A 21958-nucleotide genomic window follows, 5' to 3' on the forward strand; every position below is an offset into this window, starting at 1 on the left:
TAGTTGGTAAGCTCTATATTAAGTCTCGAAGCTGTTAGATTACTTCAATTAAGCCGGCGCCGTCTTTCGCTTGGCACACATAAATAGATTCTTTTAGACCCGTCGCCGCTTGATATTTCTGCTCCACAGTTGTTTTAATTTCATCAACCAATGCAGGTGGAACCAAAGCCACAATACAACCACCGAAACCACCGCCCGTCATACGCACACCGCCTTGCTCTCCGATCACTTCTTTAACCATATCCACCAGCGTATCAATCTCTTTAACCGTGATTTCAAAGTCATCACGCATTGATGCATGCGATTCTGCCATCAACTCACCCATACGTTTCATATCATGAGTGCGCAGAGCTTGAGCCGCTTCAACGGTACGGTCATTTTCGGTTATCACGTGACGCGCACGTTTCGCAACCATCTCATCTAACTCAGACTCTTTCGCTTTGAACTGTTCAATAGTCACATCACGAAGTGCTGGAACACCAAAGATACGAGCCGCTTCTTCACACTGTTCACGACGTGTATTGTATTCGCTGTCGACTAAGCCGCGTTTCTTGTTCGAGTTGATGATAACTACAGCCATATCTTCAGGCATTGAAACCGCTTGAGTTTCAAGGCTACGACAGTCCAAAAGCATGGCATGGTTTGCTTGGCCTTCCGCCGAGATCATTTGGTCCATGATGCCGCAATTACAACCCACAAATTCGTTTTCTGCTTGCTGACCGTTCAGCGCCACTTCTGCTTGCGTGATCTCTAGGTTATAAAGCACCTTAAACGTTTGACCAATGACTACTTCCAGTGCCGCAGAAGAACTTAAACCCGCGCCTTGAGGAACGTTACCCGTTACAGAGATATCTGCACCTGTAAATTGAAAGCCACGACCTTTTAAGCACTTCACCACACCACGAATATAGTTAGCCCACATCTTGTCTTGTTGGAAGGTAATCTCTTGCGTGATATCGAATTCATCTACCGCATTATCGTAGTCCACTGATACTACACGTACGATGTTGTCGTCACGTTTAGCCGCTGCGACTACCGTTTGGTAGTTAATGGCACACGGTAGAACAAAACCGTCATTGTAGTCAGTGTGCTCGCCAATCAGGTTCACACGACCTGGTGCTTGAACGATGTGAGTCGCTTGGTAACCAAGGACTTGCTCAAAAGATGCTTTCACGTTTTGGATTAGATCAGACATAAGTAAACTCTCTGCTTAAACTCTTTAATCAATTGGTAGTGGCCCCTTTACGGCACCACTTTAATTCTTTGAGATGCTCTATCTCGTTCGTCTCTCACGGTAGGGAATGACAACATCAGCTTCTAAGCTTCTAAGCTTCTAAAACCTTAAGCTCCTAAAAACTTAAGCTCTTAAGCTCCAAACTTATAGGCCTTTCACCTGCCGTCATTTCAGAATCGAGGGACGAGATATTAGGAATCTCGCTTTTTTATTTAGTAACCGAGTTATCGATTAGTTTTACTATCAACGAAACAGGCTATTCCTGCTCTTTGTAATGAACATCACTCAAATCACGAAGACGCTGCGCCGCTTGTTCTGCGGTCAAATCGCGTTGCGATTCCGCCAGCATTTCGTAGCCCACCATGAACTTACGAACTGATGCACTGCGAAGTAGTGGCGGGTAGAAAAGCGCGTGCAGTTGCCAATGGTCGATGTCGGTACCTTCTTCAAAGAACGGCGCATAGTGCCAACCCATTGAGTAAGGGAATGAACACTGGAACAAGTTGTCGTAACGGCTCGTCAACTTTTTGATCGCCAGTGCCAAGTCATCACGCTGCTCGTCAGTCAGTTCACTCATACGGCGAATGTGCGTTTTTGGCAGCAACATAGTTTCGAATGGCCACGCTGCCCAGTAAGGCACTACGGCAATCCAATGTTCCGTTTCAACCACAGTGCGAGAGCCGTCTTTCATTTCAGCTTCAACGTAATCCACTAATAGGTTTGAGCCCTGTTGCTCGAAATATTCTTTTAGAAGCTTTTCTTTACGTTCAATCTCGTTTGGTAAAAAACTGTTCGCCCAAATTTGGCCGTGTGGGTGAGGCTGAGAGCAGCCCATGGTCTCACCCTTGTTTTCAAATGCTTGAACCCATAGGTACTCTTTACCTAACTCTTCTATCTGCTCATTCCAGGTATCAATCACACCACGAATTTTGTTCACCGGTAGTTCCGGCAGTGTTTTGCTGTGGTCTGGCGAGAAGCAGATAACGCGGCTCAGCCCTCGAACACCTTGAGTCTTAAATAGAGGATTGTCAGACTCTGGAGCGTCAGGCGAGTCAGGCATCAACGCCGCGAAATCGTTACTAAATACATAAGTGCCGTCGTAATCTGGATTTTCGTCGCCCGAAATACGCGTATTGGTTGGGCACAAGAAACACTCTTTCTCGTACGCAGAAAGCTGCGCTGTCGATGGTTTTTCGTCTTGCCCACTCCAAGGGCGTTTTGCTCGGTGCGGTGATACTAAGATCCACTGACCCGTTAATGGGTTATAACGACGGTGCGGATGGTCTACTGGATTAAATTCAACTTTTGACATACTTACATTGCTCTTAATTTTTGTGTCTTGGTCAATTCACCAAGACGAATAATTCTTCTACAAGGAGATTCCCTATACGCTCGTTCCTCGCTGTAGGGAATGACGTTTAAGTTCATCGCTTAAACTCAGTCTCTAAACTTCTATGTTTTAGACGTTTTTCCAGAGCTCTATAGTTCGGTGCATCAGCTAACAGCCTATAGCGCTCAATAACCTTTAACTCATTCGTCATTCCAGAATCGAGGGACGAGATATCTGGAATCTCTCTTTTCTCAATAACCTAAAAGTGTCTTAGTAACCATTGGGATTATTCGACTGCCAGTTCCACGTATCCGCCGTCATTTCCATCACGCTACGCGTCGCCTTCCAGCCAAGTTCGCGCTCAGCTTTTTCTGTGCTTGCCCAACATTCGGCAATGTCACCAGCGCGGCGTGGGCAAAGTTCATAAGGAACCGGTTTGCCCGATGCCTGTGCGAAGGCTTCAACCATCTCAAGTACACTTGAGCCTTTGCCCGTACCTAGGTTGTAAATGTGTAGGCCAGCCTTCTCGCCAACCACTTTCAATGCAGCTACGTGGCCATCCGCTAAATCCATCACGTGAATGTAGTCACGAACGCCTGTGCCATCGACTGTTGGGTAATCGTTTCCAAAAACAGCCAGTTTTTCACGACGACCAACAGCTACTTGAGCAATAAACGGCATTAAATTATTTGGGATACCTTGTGGATCTTCACCCATGGTGCCCGATGGATGTGCGCCTACTGGGTTGAAGTAACGCAATAAAGTCACGCTCCAATCGTTCTCCGCGTTGAATAGATCGCTTAAGCACTCTTCCACCATATACTTGCTGCGACCATAAGGGTTGGTGGTCGCGCCAGTTGGTGAAGTTTCAGTAATTGGCACTACTTCTGGATCACCATAAACAGTAGCCGAAGAGCTAAATACGATGCTTTTCACACCCGCTTTCTTCATGCATCGAGCTAACACTAGTGAACCATTGACGTTGTTATCGTAGTACTCCAAAGGCTTAGCCACCGACTCCCCTACCGCTTTCAGGCCAGCAAAGTGAATCACCGCTTGGATATCGTTTTCCAAAAACACACTATCTAGAAAAGATTGGTCACGAATGTCGCCAAGATAAAACGTTGGTCGCTTACCAGTTAACGATTCGATTCGTTCCAGCACTAGCTCTTTGCTGTTGCAAAGGTTATCAACAATGATTGGCTCCATACCTGCCTGTATCATTTGAATGCATGTATGACTTCCGATGTAACCCATGCCGCCCGTAACCAGTACTTTCACAATCAACCTCTCTTTGTCGTCATTCGTTGGCTAACTCGAACTGGCATTCAGCTCAGTAGCACCGTATGCCAGAAATAGTAGCAGCCATTTTGACTATAATTCTGTGATCAAAACCACGAAGTGTAAACGTTTACACTAACTTTAATCATTGGTACTGAACATGGCATAGAGATAACGTATAGCTGTTAACTTCTAATTCATTGAATTTTAATAAGATAATTATAGATAGTCAGATTTGAGACATCACAGATGAGTTGAGCATTTATTTTACTAAAAGTTAATGCAATGACTTCCAGTTTGATTACAATAGGTCTGTAGAATAAAGAGGTGCATTGCTTTTTTACTAAATACCAATTTCAAAGCAGCGCAATGTTCCAATAACAGGAAGTGAGTATGGCAACGTTAAAAGATATCGCGACTGAAGCACATGTTTCATTGGCTACAGTTTCAAGGGTTCTCAATGAAGATCCAACATTAAGCGTCAAGGAAGAGACCAAAAGGCGTATCTTTGAAATTGCAGAGAAGTTGGAATACAAAACCAGCAGCTCACGAAAAACCGTTAGTAGTAAAAAACAAAACCATCACTTCCTAGCCCTGTATAACTACAAGCAAGAAGCTGAGGTTAACGACCCTTACTACCTATCGATTCGCCATGGGATTGAAACCCAATGCGAAAAGATGGAAATCAAGCTAACCAACTGTTATGAAAGTAAAATACAAATCAACTCAGCGCCGATAACAGGTGTTTTATTGGTGGGTCGAATGACACCAGAGGTTATCGAGCAAGCTAAAAAACTGAGCGATAATATTTGTTATGTCGATTTTACCGATCACTCAGAACCTTATGACTCTGTCGATATCGACCTGGCTTTGATCAGCAAAGAGATCACCAACTTCTTTATCAACCAAGGTTATGAGCGCATCGGCTTTATTGGTGGCCAAGATGACGTCAACACCCCAGATATTCGTGAAGTGGCCTTCGCAGAATATGGCAGCCTCAAGAACGTTGTCAGTGAGCAAGACATCTACCGCGGTGACTTCTCTAGCTCTTCAGGTTACAAGCTTGCAAAACAGATGCTCGCGACGGGCGACTACCCTAAAGCCCTGTTTATTGCGTCAGATTCCATCGCAATTGGCGTTTTACGAGCAGTTCATGAGCACGGATTAAACATTCCTGAAGATATTGCACTGATCAGTGTAAACGACATCCCAACAGCTAAATTTACCTTCCCATCTTTATCAACTGTTCGTATTCACTCTGAACTGATGGGAATTCAAGGCGTTAACCTGCTGATTGAGAAAGTACGCGACGGCCGAACTATCCCATTACGCGTCTATGTACCAAGCAAACTTAAGCTGCGTGATACAACAAAATAGTTAAATAGATCAAGTAGATAAATAAAGGCTGCCTTTGTTGAAGGTGGCCTTTTTTGTGCCTATCACATACACCAATCGACACATATCCCCCTCTTTAACCTGCTGTATAAAACAGCCAATGGCATTCTTTTAAGTGGATCACACAGCACCGTAAAAAGACCATAAAAAACGTGATGAAGTTAAAGTAAAACGTTTTCACCAATTTCATTTAGTAAAACTTTTACTAATAATTACCTCAGTCCAAAAATACTCGTATTCACTACGACCCAATTACGCATAAGAACGTCGGTCAGCCAACTGCATTTAGACCGAGAGAGAGGCAACGTGAACAACTGGGAAAACTTCCTGAACTTACATGAGAACCGTATGGCACCGCGTGCATACTTCTTCTCATACGCATCAGAAAAAAATGCAAAAACGTTTCAGCGTGAACTGAGCAGCCACTTCCAACTATTGAGTGGCCAATGGAATTTCAGCTACTTCACCAATCCGCTATTGGTTCCTGAAGAGTTTTATTCTCAGGAAATGAGCGACTGGGGCAACATCACGGTTCCAAACATGTGGCAAATGGAAGGCCACGGCGATCTTCAATACACAGATGAAGGTTTCCCATTCCCAATTGATGTACCTTTCGTACCATCAGACAACCCAACAGGCGCTTACCAACGCTCTTTCTTCCTTGGCGAAAGCTGGGACGAGAAACAAACCATCATCAAATTTGATGGCGTTGAAACTTACTTCGAAGTTTACGTAAACGGCGAATATGTTGGCTTCAGCAAAGGCAGTCGCCTAACGGCTGAATTCGATATCTCTAGCCACGTAAAAGCAGGCAACAACCTACTGTCTATCCGCGTGATGCAGTGGGCCGATTCCACTTACATTGAAGACCAAGACATGTGGTGGACGGGCGGTATCTTCCGTGACGTTTACCTTGTCGGTAAAGAACACCTGCACATTCAAGATGTTACCGTTCGCACTGATTTTGACGACGCTTACCAAAGCGCTACCCTGTCGTGCAAAGTGGAACTAGAAAACCTAGCAGCAGCGGCAAACGCAACCCTTGAGTACGCATTGCTTGATGGCAGCCAAGTTATCTCGCAAGGCTCACTAGATAACTTAAATGTCGATGGCAATGCGAATACTCAATTCTCTATCGATGTGGTGAACCCAGTTCAATGGAATGCTGAAAACCCGTACCTTTACCAACTGCTGCTGACGTTGAAAGACGCTGACGGAAAAGTGTTAGAAGTAATCCCACAACGCGTTGGTTTCCGTGACATTAAAGTTCGTGATGGTCTGTTCTACATCAACAACAAATACGTGATGCTGCATGGTGTGAACCGCCACGACAACGACCACCTAAAAGGTCGTGCTGTTGGCATGGATCGCGTAGAAAAAGACTTAGTGTTGATGAAGCAACACAACATCAACTCAGTACGTACAGCGCACTACCCGAACGACCCACGTTTCTACGAACTGTGTGATATCTACGGTCTGTTCGTGATGGGCGAAACCGATGTTGAAACACACGGTTTTGCTAACGTTGGCGACTTAAGCCGCATCACTAACGATGCAGCATGGGAAGCTGTGTTTGTTGAGCGTATCGAGCGTCATATTCACGCTCAAAAGAACCACCCTTCTATCATCATGTGGTCACTGGGTAACGAGTCTGGTTACGGCTGCAACATCCGTTCTATGTACGATGCAGCAAAAGCAATTGATGACACACGTCTGGTTCACTACGAAGAAGACCGTGACGCTGAAGTGGTCGACATCATTTCAACCATGTACTCACGCGCTCAATTGATGAATGCCTTCGGTGAATTCCCACACGAAAAGCCACGCATCATCTGTGAATACGCACACGCGATGGGTAACGGCCCGGGCGGTTTAACCGAGTACCAAAACGTGTTCTACAAGCACGATGCGATTCAAGGTCACTATGTTTGGGAATGGTGTGACCACGGCATTCTAGCGCGTGATGAAGCAGGCACAGAGTTCTACAAATACGGCGGTGACTACGGTGACTACCCGAACAACTACAACTTCTGCATGGACGGTTTGATCTACCCGGATCAAACGCCAGGCCCAGGCTTGAAAGAGTACAAGCAAGTGATTGCCCCTGTGAAGCTTCGCGATTTCGATGCACAAACGGGCACCTTCACAGTAGACAACAAGCTTTGGTTCTCAAATATCGATGACTACACCATCACTGCGGAAATCCGCGCTGAGGGTGAAACCATTGCCGTACAACACATCAAGGTTGAAGAACTGGCTGAGAACTCTAGCCGTGAACTAACGCTTAACTTGCCACAGCTTGATGAGCGCGAAGTGTTTGTCAACTTTACGGTGCGCAAAGATTCTCGTACTTCATACAGCGAGGCGAACCACGACATCGCGGTTTACCAGTTCCAAGTGAAAGAGAACACAGCACAACTTGAAGCCTTCACTAACAACAATGCGACGGCACTGAATGTTGAAGAGTCTCGCTTAGCTTACCTAATCAAAGGCCACAACTTTGCTCTGAATTTCTCAAAAGTGAACGGCAAGCTGACGTCATGGTTAGTGAATGGCGAGGAGCTGATTAAGTCTGAGCCTAAGCTGAACTTCTTCAAGCCAATGATCGATAACCATAAGCAAGAGCACGATGGTTACTGGGAACCTGCACACCTGCAGATCATGCAGGAACATTTCCGTAGCATTGACCTTGAATGCGTGAACGTTGAACAGGTAAACGGCAAGGTAGAGATCACGACCACCAGCATCATTGCTCCACCGGTATTCGATTTCGGCATGCGCTGTGAATATCGCTACCAGATCAGTGCTGAAGGTCAGCTAAACGTTGAACTGAGCGGCGAGCGTTACGGTGATTACCCTCACGTGATTCCAGTGATTGGTTTCGATATGGGTATCAACGGCGACTTCGACCAAGTTCAATACTACGGCCGCGGCCCTGAAGAGAACTACCAGGACAGCAAGCAAGCCAACATGATTGATGTTTACCAATCAACCGTGGCTGACATGTTCGAGAACTACCCGTTCCCACAAAACAACGGCAACCGCCAACACGTTCGTTGGGCTGCGCTTTCAAGCCGTGCTGGCAATGGTATTGCGGTGAAACCACAGCAAGAAATCAACTTCAGCGCATGGTTCTACACCAACCAAAACCTGCATCAAGCACAGCATACGATTGAACTAGAGAAGAGCGGTTACATCACCCTAAATCTAGACCACCAAGTGATGGGCCTAGGTTCAAACTCTTGGGGCAGCGAAGTATTGGATTCTTACCGCGTGTACATGGATGAGTTCCGCTACGGCTTAACTCTGATTCCATTCCAAGCAGGCGATTGCGACGCACAACACCTAATCAATCACAACTTTGGTGATGAGTTCTTCACGGCGAATACGCCAACAACTCAACCACAACAGAACGAGGCATAAGCGATGATCGTTTTAGACAACCTAGAGCAATTTAAAGTCGTTTACCGCGACGGTCGTAAATGGCAACGCTGTGTAGAAGCGATTGAAAACATCGGCAACATTAAAGATAGCGTGATGTATTCGATTGGTGACTCACTGGCTTACATGATTGAAGACGGTGTGGCTCGTAGCACAGAAAACTTCATCGGCAACCGTCGTTACTTTGATGTGCACTACTACTTGGAAGGTCGTGAAACGGTTGAGTTTGCTGATAAGTCTCAACTTGAACAGACCCAAGCTTACAGCGATGAAACCGACCGTGAACACCTACTGGGTAACGGTGAAACTCGTGAGTTATCTGAAGGCCAAGTGGCGATCTTTGATAACAGCAAAGCTTACCGCTTCCACGGTGATAACCGAGTTCGCAAGGTGGTGCTGAAAGTGACCATTGAAGACGGTTACTTCCTCAATAAGTAACCGAAAACAAGCTACCGAAGCCAAACAGCCGAAAGTAGCAACAACAAGATCTATTCACAGTGTGACTGAAGCTTGCCGTTCAAGACTCAGCCACACTGCAAACGCCTTTATGCTTCTTCCCTACAAGGAAGCTTAAAGATATAACGACTATAATTACGTGACCCTTGGAGGACACTATGTCTGAATCTGTACGCGGTAAGTTAGGCAAATTTGCCCTACTCTCCATGACATTTGCAGCGGTATTTAACGTTCGCAACATTGTAAACAACAACATCGAATTGGGATTGAGTTCTGCTCCTATCTTTTTGCTCGCCACCCTTATTTACTTCATTCCATTCGTGTTCATCATTGCTGAATTCGTATCTGCAAATAAAAATTCTGAGTCAGGCATGTACGACTGGCTTAAAAAACCGCTAGGCTCAAAAGCAGCCTACCTAGGTTCGTTCCTATACTGGTTCGTAAACCTTTTCTGGTTTGTATCTCTGCTACCAAACGTAATCGCTTATGCGTCTTACGCGATGTTGGGCTATGAATACGCCTTCTCGCCAGTCGTCACATCGGCTATCTCGATTGCTCTGTTTGCAGCAGCGACACACATCTCAACCAAAGGCGCGAGCTGGCTAGGTAAGATTGCCGAGATCGTGGCCTACGGCGTATTCGCCCTGTTTGCAATCTACGTTATCGGCGCACTAATGGCACTGGGCGGCAACCATGAACCAGTAGAACCAATCACGCTTGAAGCAATGACACCGACCATCAACTGGGCAACGCTAGGTATCATGTGTTGGATCTTCCAAGCAGCCGGTGGTGCTGAAACCGCAGCCGCTTACCTAAACGATGTTAAGGGCGGTCACAAGTCTTTCATCAAGGTTATCATTGGTGCAGGTATCGCAATCGGCGCAATGTACGCAGTTGGCTCTCTTCTAGTAAACGTATTCGTTGCTCGTGATGAACTGACCTACGCTGGCGGCATGGTTGAAATCTTCACAGGTATGGCAAACTACTTCGACATTTCACAATCTCTAACGGGTCGCTTCGTCGGTATTATCCTATTCGTTGCTATGTTCGGTTCGATGATGATGTGGACAGCAGCTCCAGTAAAAATTCACTTCTCTGAAATCCCTAAAGGTGTTTACGGTGAGAAGACAACAGAGCTTAACGAACACGGCGTACCAGTACGTGCAGCTTGGTGGCAGTTCGCGTTTGTATTCGTGATGCTTGTGGTGAACGGCTTCGGCTCTGAATCAGTACAAGACATGATGAACACAGCAATCAACCTAACGGCTGGTACAGCAATGCTTCCGCCTATCTTCATCATGGTGGCGTACTTTGTATTCCGCTTGAAGCATGACGACACACCGCGTGATTTCCGCATGGGTACTCGAGTGCAAGGTATGGCTGTTGTATCTGTACTTATCGGCATCTTCGTTGTGAGTATGACGGCATCTGCATTCCCAACAGGTGTTGACCTAGTTCAAGCCTTCTTTATCAACGTATTCATGACCGCGGTATTCTCTGGTCTCGCTTGGTGGTGGATCTCGCGCTTTGAAAAAAAGCAGGCAGGTAAAGACGCAAAGCTAGAAACAGCTAAGCAATCGTAGCGCTCTGCATTCCCCCAACTTTAAAAGCGCCTACTAAGGCGCTTTTTTTTGTTTTAAATCAGATAATTAAAAGCAAAATCTAGAAATTAAAACGGCGTTCCGTCAAGGTTTCAGTTCACGAAAAACACCAATTAATCGGTAATAAAACTCGAATAAAAACCAAGGTAAAAAATTAACTAAATTTATTTACTCAAGGTCACATATTTGATCAATTTCGATTAACTTCCCGCCGCTTAATCTTTAATCTTCTTGCTGAAGAGACAAACTGATTCATATAAAAAAAGCGACAAAAAGCCCCTACAAGCCTTATAAATCCTCGCTCATGAAACCAGCAATCTCTTCAATGAACTTCTTAATCTTTAACTCTTTGTTTTGGTAATAACTTTACTGAAATTCCAGAGAGAAAAAGCCCAAAGAAGTCCGATCGTAAATCTATAAAAACAACAATGAGCCAACCCTGACTAAACAAAGCGGGTGTTTGCCAAACCAACATAACAATAAAAGTGCGGCCTAGAGCTTCCCTCTCTAGGACCAAGTTATAACGATCATCAACGTGATTCACCGGAGAACATCATGTCCGAAAATAAACGCAGTACGATAGGCAAATTTGCCCTACTGTCTATGACCTTCGCGGCGGTATACAGCTTCAATAACATCATTAATAACAACATCGAGATCGGCCTTTCCTCGGCTCCGATGTTCTTTCTAGCAACCATCTTTTACTTTGTGCCATTTTGTTTGATCGTTGCAGAGTTTGTGTCACTGAATAAAGACTCTGAAGCGGGTGTTTATTCTTGGGTTAAAAGTTCTCTAGGCGGCCGCTGGGCGTTTATTTCAGCTTACACCTACTGGTTTGTTAACCTGTTCTTCTTCACCTCTCTGCTGCCTAGAATCATCGCTTACGCGTCTTATGCGTTCTTAGGTTTCGAGTACATCTTCACGCCAATGACCACCGCAATTCTGAGTACCATTTTATTTGCGGTCGCAACTCATATCTCTAACAACGGCGCGAAGCTACTTGGCCCAATCACCTCACTAACATCATCATTGATGTTGTTGCTGACTCTGTCTTACATCCTGCTTTCAGGCGGTGCTTTGATCGGTGGTATCGAGCCAGCTGATCCAATCACCATTGAAGCGATGACACCAAGCTTCAACTGGGCATTCCTTGGCGTAATCACTTGGATCTTCATGGCGGCAGGCGGTGCAGAATCGGTCGCGGTTTACGTTAACGACATCAAAGGCGGCCACAAGTCTTTCGTTAAAGTCATCATCATCGCAGGTATCTTCATCGGTGCGCTTTACTCAGTAGGATCGGTATTAGCGAACGTGTTTGTTTCGCGAGAAGAACTTAAATTTACAGGCGGCTCTGTTCAGGTATTTGAAGGGCTAGCAAGACACTTTGGACTTTCTGAAATCTTGATGAACCGTTTCGTTGGTGTGGTTTCATTCACGGCGATGTTGGGCTCTCTGCTGATGTGGACGGCAACACCCGTTAAGATTTTCTTCTCTGAAATCCCTAAAGGCATCTTCGGCGAGAAAACTGTCGCACTTAACAAACAAGGCGTTCCAGAGCGCGCGGCATGGGTTCAGTTCTTCATCGTGATTCCACTGATGTTCATCCCAACGTTGGCGTCTGACACCGTTCAAGACTTGATGAGTACCATCATCAACATGACTGCAGCAGCTTCTATGCTACCGCCACTGTTCATCATGATTGCTTACCTTCACTTGCGCGTAAAACTGGACCACCTTCCTCGTGATTTCCGCATGGGTTCTCGTACGGTCGGTATTACAGCAGTATCGATTCTTATCGCTATCTTCACCGTTGGTTTCTTCGCCTCTACCTTCCCAACAGGCGCAGACATCATGACCATCATCTTCTACAACGTGGGCGGGATAGTAATCTTCCTTGGCTACGCATGGTGGAAGTACGGTCAATACGAGAAAAGCTTATCTCCAGAAGAGAAAAAACTAGAAGCAAAGCCTGAACCGGCGAACGCTTAGTTTTACCCTACGATCTGATCGAAAACTTAAGGCACTCCCATTTGGTGAGTGCCTTTTTATTTGTCGGTACATTCCCACTCAACACCTAAATTTCACCAAAGCCTTCAAGAAACAAGACATTCGAGTCAACAATCGAACCGCCTACAAAATGATTCATAGATTGAATAGCTATCACCTTAGCCATGCCTCTACACATTCAACTTAAAGTCAAAATAAAAACAAAGTAAATATTTACTAAAAATAGATCACACTTTTAAACTGAATTAATTTTAAACATCAAAATTATCATTAATATCGGTTTTGCGATCGTAAGTGACCTGACCAGCACGCCTTGAAGAGCACCCCATATTAGAAGTCAGAACTGCTTGCGAACCTTCATTTATAACCCGACACAGAAGTGATTAAAATGAAAAGTAGTTTTACTAAAACCACCATTATTACAAGCTGTATCCTTGCTGCTCTAACGGCTAATGCCCACGCTGATGAAACAGCCGCTAACCACAGCGACACTCAGCCCCCTAAAACAGAAACCCTATTTAACTTCTATGGTGAGCTTGGCCTTGGTGGTCACGTTACACTAGAAGGCGACGACAAAGGCCGTTATGCAGACGGTACTTACATCGAAGCAGGCTTGGCTATCGAGCACGGTAATTGGTTCGGTCTTGCTTACATGGAAGGCTGGACAGTACAAGCTGACGACGAAGGCAATGCTTGGGCAACGGGCCACGGCTGGGGCGGCTTTGAAGGTGGTTTCAACCGCTTTTACGCTGGCTACCGCACCGACAACAAAACAGAATTCATGATTGGTCGTATGGACTCTTCATTAGATGACGTTCAATGGTGGGGTGACCCTACGGTTGAATACGGCTACGCGATCTCAAACACGCGAGACGTGCACCTTGGTGTGAAGATTCAAAACCTAGAAGGTAAGCTTCGCTATAGCGTTTCTTTCGCGCCAGAGTCTGACTTCTCTGAAGACGATGCTCTTGTTCACTTCGGTAAATACGACAGCTTCGCAGACCAATGGAAAGATAAGAACGCCATGGTCAATGGTTACCTTCAATACGATCTGACCGACGACTTAACTCTAATGGGTGGTGGTGAAGTTCGTAACAACGATGGCGGTGAACTATTGCTATTGGGTGCTGAATACAAAAACTTTGCGACTCGTATTTGGCACGACACAGATAAAGGCAACCAAGAATCATTTGGCAGCGAATCCGGTATTCAAACCAGTGCTTGGTACGAAGCAGCTCAGGGCGTTTACCTTTCAGCAGCCTACAATTACGCAAACTTTGATGGTGACAACGGCGACAAAGAAATCACCTCTTACATCAACGCGGGCGTTTGGTATGAATACGGCAACGGCGCGTTTGCGACTGCTTTCGATAGCCGCTTTGGCGTAGGTAGCGACACTGAAATCGGCGACGCTCAGGTGTTCGCAATGCAATACTTCTACTGGTAATAACAGGAATTGATCATGAAACTGAATAAATCATTCGCAGCTCTCGCTATCGGTGCAGCCCTTGTCGTTACTGGTTGTGCTTCAAACTCAATCTCTGGCTCAGGCTCTGACACAGAGCAACTGCAAGCCAACCAATTTAAGAACGTTATCGACCGTACTGGCTCACCTGAATACATGCGTGACTACGACTTCGATGACCACCAACGCTTTAACCCATTCTTCGACCTAGGTGTATGGCACGGTCACCTACTGCCAGACAGTGCAGAAGGCATGGGCGGATTCCCAGGTACAGCACTGCTTACCGAAGAATACATCAACTTCATGGCTGATAACTTCGACCGCCTAAGCGTGTTCAAAGACGGCAAAAAAGTGGCTTTCACTATGGAAGCTTACAGCCTACCGGGCGCATTGGTTCAGACGCTAAAATCTGACGATGTGACCGTAGAAATGACGATGCGTTTTGCTTCAAACCGTACCTCTCTGCTAGAAACCAAAATCACTACCGACTCACCGGTTGAATTGGTGTGGGATGGTGAACTGCTAGAGAAGACACACGCGAAAGAAGGCGTGGCACAAACCGACAAAACAATCGCTGAAACTTACCCTGAGTATGACCGTCAAATCGTCGCAACCGACGATGGCCTGAAAGTCACCTTTGGTAAAGTGCGTTCAACTTGGGATCTGCTGACTTCAGGTGAGTCTGAGTACCAAGTTCACAAATCGATTCCAACGCAAACTAAAGTGGATGGCCTAACGTTTACTTCAACGGCAAACATTGAAGTATCGACAACTATCTACACCACATACTCACATGTTCTAACGGCAGAAGAAGCGCAAGCAGAACAGCCCGAAATCAAAAAGATCATGGCAAACCCTACCGATTTCTTAGCTGCATCAGCAGAGCGTTGGGAAGGCTATCTTGAGATGGGTTTAACCAACCCGAACGCAACACCAGAACAAGAGCGTGTTGCGGTTAAGGCGATGGAAACCCTAAACGGTAACTGGCGCGGCGCTGCAGGTGCGATGGAGTTTGACTCTGTAACACCATCAGTAACGGCGCGTTGGTTCTCGGGCAACCAAACTTGGCCGTGGGACACATGGAAACAAGCCTACGCAATGGCTCACTTCAACCCAGACGTAGCGAAAGATAACATCCGTGCAATGTTCGCTTACCAAATCCAAGCCGACGATGCCGTTCGCCCTTGGGATGAGGGCTACGTGCCAGATCTACTCGCTTACAACCTAAGCCCAGAACGTGGCGGCGACGGCGGTAACTGGAATGAGCGTAACACCAAACCGAGCCTAGCAGCATGGGCGGTAATGGAAGTTTATAAGACTACCAGCGATGAAGCTTGGCTAGAAGAGATGTATCCAAAGTTAGTGGCATACCACGACTGGTGGCTACGCAACCGTGACAACAACGGCAATGGCGTGCCAGAGTATGGCGCTGCTCGCGACAAAGCACACAACACACCTGAAGGTGAAATGTACTTCACCGTGGTTCGTGGCGATAAGCACGAAACAGTTATAGGACAAGCAGCACTGGATAAAGTGGTAGCAGAAGGCAACTACGATTACATCGAGAGCCCCGCACAAACGGCTGCATCTTGGGAATCAGGCCGTGACGATGCAGCCGCATTTGGCTTCATTGATAAAGACCAGCTAGACGCATACGTTGCAAACGGTGGTGAGCGCAGCGATTGGGATGTTGAGTTCGCTCAAAACCGCGCTGAAGACGGCACACTGCTAGGCTACTCGCTACTGCAAGAATCTGTCGACCAAGCAAGCTACATGTACAGCGATAACAAGTACCTAGCAGAAATGGCTGACATTCTAGGTAAAGACGCAGAAGCAAAAGAGTTCCGTGAAAAGGCTGAACACCTATCGAACTACATCAACACTTGTATGTTCGATGAAGGCACGAACTTCTACTACGACATCCGCATTGAAGATAAACCGTTAGCCAATGGCTGTGCAGGTAAACCGATTGTAGAACGTGGCAAAGGCCCTGAAGGTTGGTCACCACTGTTCAATGGCGCAGCAACACAAGCACACGCCGATGCGGTGGTTTCTGTGATGAAAGATACCTCAGAGTTCAACACCTACGTTCCACTGGGTACGGCAGCGCTTTCTAGCCCAGCATTTGGCCCAGATATTTACTGGCGTGGACGCGTATGGGTAGACCAGTTCTACTTCGGCCTTAAAGGTATGGACAGCTACGGCTACCGTGATGATGCGATTGAAATGACAGGCGCTTTCTTCGACCACGCCGATGGCTTGGTGCAAGACGGCCCTATCCGTGAGAACTACAATCCATTGAACGGTGAGCAACAAGGTGCGCCAAACTTCTCTTGGAGTGCAGCTCACTTGTACATGCTTTACAACGATTTCTTTACTGACGCAGAGTAAATTAAACCTATACCTGTCTTCTGAAATTCAATGAAAAGATAACCTCATAAATTTCAGGCTTTGGCACTCAGTATCTCGCTGAGTGCCTTTTTTACACCTGAAGCAAAATAAGCGAACAACAAGCACTTAGACCATTTGGCCTACCATGATCCTTTTACTTAATCCGCTGTACTCCGCTAACACGGGCAACCTTTTACTCACAAAAAAAAAGAGTGCTCTTGCTATGAAATCCCACTCAAAAATTTCATCACTCTCACTGAAATATTGGGTTATGAAGACTTATTCGAATTTTATTTATCCTTATTAGCCTTCCGGACATTAATTTGATAGTCGTTTACTAAATAATCGCTAGACTATAGTGTTGCCTACCCCTTTTTTGAGAAAACCTAAATGCCTAATGCTGATTCCACCCTAAACAAACGTATGGGAATCGTTGCGCTCACCTGGCCAATTTTTATCGAAGTTCTTTTAAGAACCGCACTCAACACCAGTGATGTATTCATGTTATCGGGATACTCGGACAAAGCCGTGTCTGCCGTTGGTGTTATTTCTCAGATATCCTTTTTCCTGATCATTGTCTCAACTATGGTCAGCAGTGGTACAGGGATTTTAATCGCGCAGTACAACGGTGCCTCCCGCACTCAAGAGAGCGCTCACGTGGGCGTAGCGAGCATCATTCTGGCCATTATTGCCGGTGTGCTACTGAGTGTGATTGCCGTTCTTGTTGCTGAATATTTTATCCCGCTCTATCAACTCGAACCTCAAGTCGAGCAATACGCACAAGAATACCTATTCATCAGTGGTGCTCTCACCTTCAATGTAACCATTGGTGTGGTTCTCACTACTATTCTGCGCAGTCATGGCTATTCAAAGTCACCAATGGTGATCAACATGATTGCTGGCGTCATCAACGTATTCGGCAACTATTGTGCCTTATATCAACCTTTTGGTTTGCCTGTATACGGCGTGCAAGGGGTTGCGACCGCGACTGTAATCAGCCAAGTGATCGGGATGTTGATCTTAATTGGTGTGGTCAGAAGCAAAGGGATAGATCTACCAGTGAAGCAGTTTAAATCTGTGCCGAAAGCCATCTATCAAAAAATCATTAAGATCGGCTCGATGAACGCAGGAGAAGTGCTCTCTTATAACATGGCTCAGATCAGCATTACCTTCTTTGTAGTGCAGATGGGCACCTCTTCACTGGCTGCGTTTACTTACGCACAAAACATCGCTCGCCTCTCTTTTGCGTTTGCACTGGCGATTGGTCAAGGCAGCCAAATCCAAACAGGCTATTACATTGGCAAGGGTTGGATCGACGAGATCACCAAGCGCGTGCAACGCTACTTTGTGGTTGGTTTTATCGCCTCAACTGCGATTACCTGCATGGTTTATGTGTTCCGTTTCGAAATTCTCGATCTGTTTACGCAAGATCCAGAGATCGTTGCGCTAACTGCCGCGCTGATTGCAGGTTCCATCATTCTTGAAGCTGGCCGAGTATTTAACCTGATCTTTATCTCTTGTCTAAAGGCCGCTGGCGACATTAAATTCCCGATCAAAATGGGTATTCTCAGCATGTGGGGCATTGGGGTTGCCATGAGCTACTTGCTTGGCGTGCATTGGGGTTATGGCGTATTAGGGGCTTGGATGGCAATAGCGATGGACGAGTGGTTCCGTGGAATCATCATGGCCTATCGCTGGCGAGCGAAGAAATGGACTCGATTCTCTTTTTAGGTTGTTGTTGATACGTCTAAATTTATCTCGACCAAAAGAAAAAAGCGCTAGGGGGAGCTAGCGCTTTTAAGACCAACTAAGCCCGTTTAGCCTGGCAGATTTTTAAGCTATATCATGAAGATATAACCAATTTTTTTACTTAGGTAAATCAAAAATCCTATTCTTTACGACTGCTTTAAGTCGTAAATTAAGTATAGTCGGGTTCTTATAATAAACCGGATTTTTCTAAAATTAATTCATATGAATTTGACGATTAACCGACACAATAAACTATTCGGAAATCACAGATGAGATCGCATTAGTAATCAGCTTTCTAAGTAGTTTATTTTTATCATCTAAATGCTTTGCCTTCCTATAAACAAGCTGGATATCAAAATCTGGAACATCAATTGGTGGCTTCACAGCTAGTAAGGTTTCTTCACTATCCATATCCTTGCGCGCCACTAGTTTAGGGACAATACACAATAGTTCTCTGCCACGAATGAGCCGCTTAACAGTTAAAAAGTTACTGGAAGATATCGCGACTTTCCGGCTTAAACCGAGTTCACCTAAACGAGTATCCACTCCCGTCTTTAAAGCCCCTGCCGGGGAAACGAGCGCGTGCTCGACAGCAACAAATTGTTCTAGCGACATCGGCTCCTCAATAGTTAGAACCGATTGATCAAGTAAACAAACATGTTGCTCCGTGTATAAATGCTTTGTTCGATATTGCTTTGGTACCTCACCAAAGCTGCCTATCGTCATATCAAGCTTGGCATCGTCAAAGACTTGCTGGTAGTTACTCCGGTTTACATTGAACAACGCTACTTGGGAATAAGGAGAGGATTGCTTAATCAGGTCAAACAATATTGGAGCGAACATCTGCTCGGTATAATCAGTGAGACCAATCTTCCAAGTCCCTTTATAAGTCTCTGCATCAAACGATTTAGATAACAGAACTTCAGACTGGATGGTATTCAGTAGTGCGTCCACGGTACTTGATAGTTCAATGGCTCGGTCGGTCGCCTCCATCTTGCTACCTACACGCTCAAACAAAGGGTCATCAAACAACTTTCGTAGCCTTTGTAAGCTATGGCTCATCGCAGATTGGCTGACATAACAACGCTCAGCAGCCTTACTCACGCTATTCGTTTTATACAAAGCCTGCATTGAAATCAACAAGTTAAGGTCGATCCCTTTCCAATTAAAATCAGCCATGCCAAACAACCCATTTCATTCATAGTTATAATTAAAACAATTAATTTGAATCATAGTTTAACTCCACCTAAATTACGCTAAACATTTATCTGGAATCGATCATGCTTTCAATTTTTAAAACCTTTTTCTGGCTTGGCTGGATTAGCTTTGGTGGACCAGCAGCACACATCGGCTACTTCCGTAAAACCTTTGTTGAGAAACTAAATTGGTTGTCCGACGAAGAGTACGGGCAGATTGTCGCTCTTAGCCAATTTCTGCCGGGCCCAGGTTCAAGTCAGGTTGGCTTTGCGGTTGGCTACAAAAAAGGTGGACTAACAGGTGCTATTGCTGCATTTGTCGGCTTCACTTCCCCATCTGTGATTCTGATGCTGATATTGGCGTTGGTGAGCAATCAGCTATTGGAAGCACCACTTTTCAATTCAATCATTCACGGGCTTAAGTTATTAGCAGTAGTGGTTGTCGCTGATGCAACCTTTGGTATGTACAAAAACTTTTGCCAATCGAAGATAGCGACCGCCTTATGTGTGATTACCGCGATTGTCCTGCTACTGATTCCAGGCATCTGGCCTCAAGTTTTAGTGCTTCTATTTGCAGCGATGGTTGGTAGTAAGTTCTTGACGTCTCAAGAGCTAAAAACGACACCTTCAACACAAAAAATATCGGTAACACCTCTCGTGATTTTTGTTGCTTTGCTGGTTGGTCTGCCTCTATTCAGTGCTTACTCTCAAGATATTGAAGTGTTTGGCCTGTTCTACCAAGCTGGTAGCTTAGTATTCGGTGGCGGCCACGTGGTACTTCCGTTGCTACAAAATGGTATTGGTGACCAACTGTCTCAAGATGCCTTCCTAACAGGTTATGCAGCAGCACAGGCAGTACCAGGGCCTATGTTTACACTTGCGACTTACCTAGGTTATGTATTGATGCCATCGGCACCGATAACAGGCGCACTACTCGCAACGATTGCTGTGTTCTTACCGGGCTTCTTATTGCTACTGGGTGTACTGAAGAACTGGCAGGCGATTGCAAGCAAACCTTTGGTGGCAGGCGCTCTTACTGGTGTGAATGCGGCGGTTGTCGGTTTATTGTTGGCAGCGCTATATCAACCGATCTTCACAAGCGCAGTAAGCAGCGGCATAGACTTCGCTCTGATCATTGTTGGTGTGTGGTTATTGAAAACCGTGAAGTTACCTATTGTAGGACTTGTCGGATTATTCATGGTCTTTGGCGCAATGACAGGTTTAGCAGTCTAAAAGATTTATAGTAAGAAGTGAGCAAGTCGCTTGCTTCTTACTTTCGTCTTTCATAATTTAATCTACCTATCACCCGCTATATAGTTGGTAATTCCATCTCAAAGCGGCTTTGTTGCGTAATTAAATTTATAGATAGAGCTACCCCATTTCGTGTGTTTCTTAGTCAATACGACAAGTTTCAGGCATACCTAACCCAGTAAGCTTGTTCAACGCTTTTATCATCGCGTAAGTCTCACCCACCTGCGCATTGTAATGTCTTAAGCTCAATCGTCCTCCTAGTAACTGTTTTACTCGATACATCGCTGTTTCTGATAGTGAACGTCTGTGGTACCCATACCGCTCTTTCCAATACTTATTTGAGCCGTATAACTTCTGGCAACCCACGGCGAGGTTTCGAGGATGACCACGCTCCCAGAAGGCTGCCCCTTCTCTTGGGGGAATAAGCGCAATGGCTCCCTTAATCTTAATAGCAGCATGACACAATCTCGTGTCGTAAGCTCCATCACCAGACACCTCAAGGATACTTCGGCGTGTTTGTTTCAGTAAGTTCGGGAGGACTTCTCCATCTGTAACCGTCGATAAACTTAGCTCGGCTGCGATAATTTCATGAGTGCTTGTATCAACGGCAATATGCAGCTTTCGCCAAACTCTACGCTTGCCATCTGTCCCGTGTTTTTTGACTTTCCATTCACCTTCGCCATAAACCTTTAGGCCAGTTGCATCAATGGCCAGGTGCTGTATTGCTCCTCTCGCTTTAGTCTTAAATGAGACCTCAACTTGCTTTGCTCTACGACTGATGCAGGTGTAATGCGGACAACTTAATGGAACATGGGCAAGCCTAAATATTGAGTCGATAAACCCTTGCAGAGCTCTCAGTGGCATAGAAAAAACTCGTTTCACCATGAGCGCTGTCGTGATAGCTAAATCGCTGAACCGACGTGGCCTCCCGCGCTTACTCTGTTTGCTTTGCGCCCACCCGTTTATTGCCTCTTCATCAATCCAAAAGGTCAGAGAGCCACGGTTAATAAGTGATTGGTTGTATTGCTTCCAGTTGGTTGTTTTGTAACGAGGTTTAGGCATAGAGCTACGAGAAGGAGTGAACGTAGCTGATCAGATCGTAGGCTCTTGATTTAGTTCCATTGAATTACGCAACAAAGCCTCTCAAAGCTCATGCTCTCG

At 45.7% G+C, this 21958-nt stretch carries 14 protein-coding genes; 9 read left to right on the forward strand and 5 right to left on the reverse strand.

The window, feature by feature from the left end; genetic code table 11:
* Window positions 1-34: 34 nt before the first annotated feature.
* From galK to galE, 3 genes are all read right to left on the reverse strand, one after another.
* Window positions 35-1195 carry a galactokinase gene (gene galK, locus AC3CH3_RS12015; RefSeq protein ID WP_488537223.1) on the reverse strand — a complete coding sequence of 387 codons (1161 nt, stop codon included), beginning with the start codon at window positions 1193-1195 and terminating at the stop codon, window positions 35-37.
* 295 nt (window positions 1196-1490) lie between these two features.
* Window positions 1491-2546 carry a UDP-glucose--hexose-1-phosphate uridylyltransferase gene (locus tag AC3CH3_RS12020; RefSeq protein WP_488537224.1) on the reverse strand — a complete coding sequence of 352 codons (1056 nt, stop codon included), beginning with the start codon at window positions 2544-2546 and terminating at the stop codon, window positions 1491-1493.
* A gap of 288 nt (window positions 2547-2834) precedes the next feature.
* Window positions 2835-3845, reverse strand: a complete 1011-nt coding sequence (gene galE / locus AC3CH3_RS12025) for a UDP-glucose 4-epimerase GalE (RefSeq protein ID WP_123326368.1) — start codon at window positions 3843-3845, stop codon at window positions 2835-2837.
* Window positions 3846-4238: 393 nt separating this feature from the next.
* On the opposite strand from galE, the gene ebgR reads away from it, so the two are divergent.
* The 8 genes from ebgR to AC3CH3_RS12065 all read left to right on the forward strand — a co-directional run bounded on the left by ebgR (window position 4239) and on the right by AC3CH3_RS12065 (window position 18332).
* Window positions 4239-5222: a transcriptional regulator EbgR gene (ebgR, locus tag AC3CH3_RS12030; RefSeq protein ID WP_488537225.1), complete on the forward strand. Its 984-nt coding sequence runs from the start codon at window positions 4239-4241 to the stop codon at window positions 5220-5222.
* 324 nt (window positions 5223-5546) lie between these two features.
* Complete coding sequence (ebgA, locus tag AC3CH3_RS12035; protein ID WP_488537226.1) at window positions 5547-8663, forward strand: beta-galactosidase subunit alpha; 3117 nt, start codon at window positions 5547-5549, stop codon at window positions 8661-8663.
* Between the two features lie 3 nt (window positions 8664-8666).
* Entirely contained in the window at window positions 8667-9119 is a 453-nt protein-coding gene (locus tag AC3CH3_RS12040; protein WP_488537228.1) for a beta-galactosidase subunit beta, read from the forward strand.
* 176 nt (window positions 9120-9295) lie between these two features.
* Window positions 9296-10720 carry an amino acid permease gene (locus AC3CH3_RS12045; RefSeq protein WP_048605567.1) on the forward strand — a complete coding sequence of 475 codons (1425 nt, stop codon included), beginning with the start codon at window positions 9296-9298 and terminating at the stop codon, window positions 10718-10720.
* Window positions 10721-11293: 573 nt separating this feature from the next.
* Window positions 11294-12727: an amino acid permease gene (locus AC3CH3_RS12050; RefSeq protein ID WP_488537229.1), complete on the forward strand. Its 1434-nt coding sequence runs from the start codon at window positions 11294-11296 to the stop codon at window positions 12725-12727.
* 406 nt (window positions 12728-13133) lie between these two features.
* Window positions 13134-14192: a protein YgjJ gene (gene ygjJ / locus AC3CH3_RS12055; protein WP_488537230.1), complete on the forward strand. Its 1059-nt coding sequence runs from the start codon at window positions 13134-13136 to the stop codon at window positions 14190-14192.
* Between the two features lie 15 nt (window positions 14193-14207).
* Window positions 14208-16601: an alpha-glucosidase gene (gene ygjK / locus AC3CH3_RS12060; protein ID WP_488537231.1), complete on the forward strand. Its 2394-nt coding sequence runs from the start codon at window positions 14208-14210 to the stop codon at window positions 16599-16601.
* Between the two features lie 390 nt (window positions 16602-16991).
* Window positions 16992-18332 carry an MATE family efflux transporter gene (locus tag AC3CH3_RS12065; RefSeq protein WP_019824874.1) on the forward strand — a complete coding sequence of 447 codons (1341 nt, stop codon included), beginning with the start codon at window positions 16992-16994 and terminating at the stop codon, window positions 18330-18332.
* A 270-nt stretch (window positions 18333-18602) separates the two neighbouring features.
* On the opposite strand, the gene AC3CH3_RS12070 is transcribed toward AC3CH3_RS12065, so the two are convergent.
* Window positions 18603-19529: a LysR family transcriptional regulator gene (locus AC3CH3_RS12070; RefSeq protein WP_488537232.1), complete on the reverse strand. Its 927-nt coding sequence runs from the start codon at window positions 19527-19529 to the stop codon at window positions 18603-18605.
* 101 nt (window positions 19530-19630) lie between these two features.
* Between AC3CH3_RS12070 and chrA the strand changes: the two genes are divergently transcribed.
* Window positions 19631-20779, forward strand: a complete 1149-nt coding sequence (gene chrA, locus AC3CH3_RS12075; RefSeq protein WP_019824870.1) for a chromate efflux transporter — start codon at window positions 19631-19633, stop codon at window positions 20777-20779.
* Between the two features lie 159 nt (window positions 20780-20938).
* On the opposite strand, the gene AC3CH3_RS12080 is transcribed toward chrA, so the two are convergent.
* Window positions 20939-21859, reverse strand: a complete 921-nt coding sequence (locus tag AC3CH3_RS12080) for an IS5 family transposase (protein WP_488537233.1) — start codon at window positions 21857-21859, stop codon at window positions 20939-20941.
* Window positions 21860-21958: the final 99 nt, after the last annotated feature.

The organism is Vibrio sp. QJM3NY_35, from assembly GCF_057785915.1.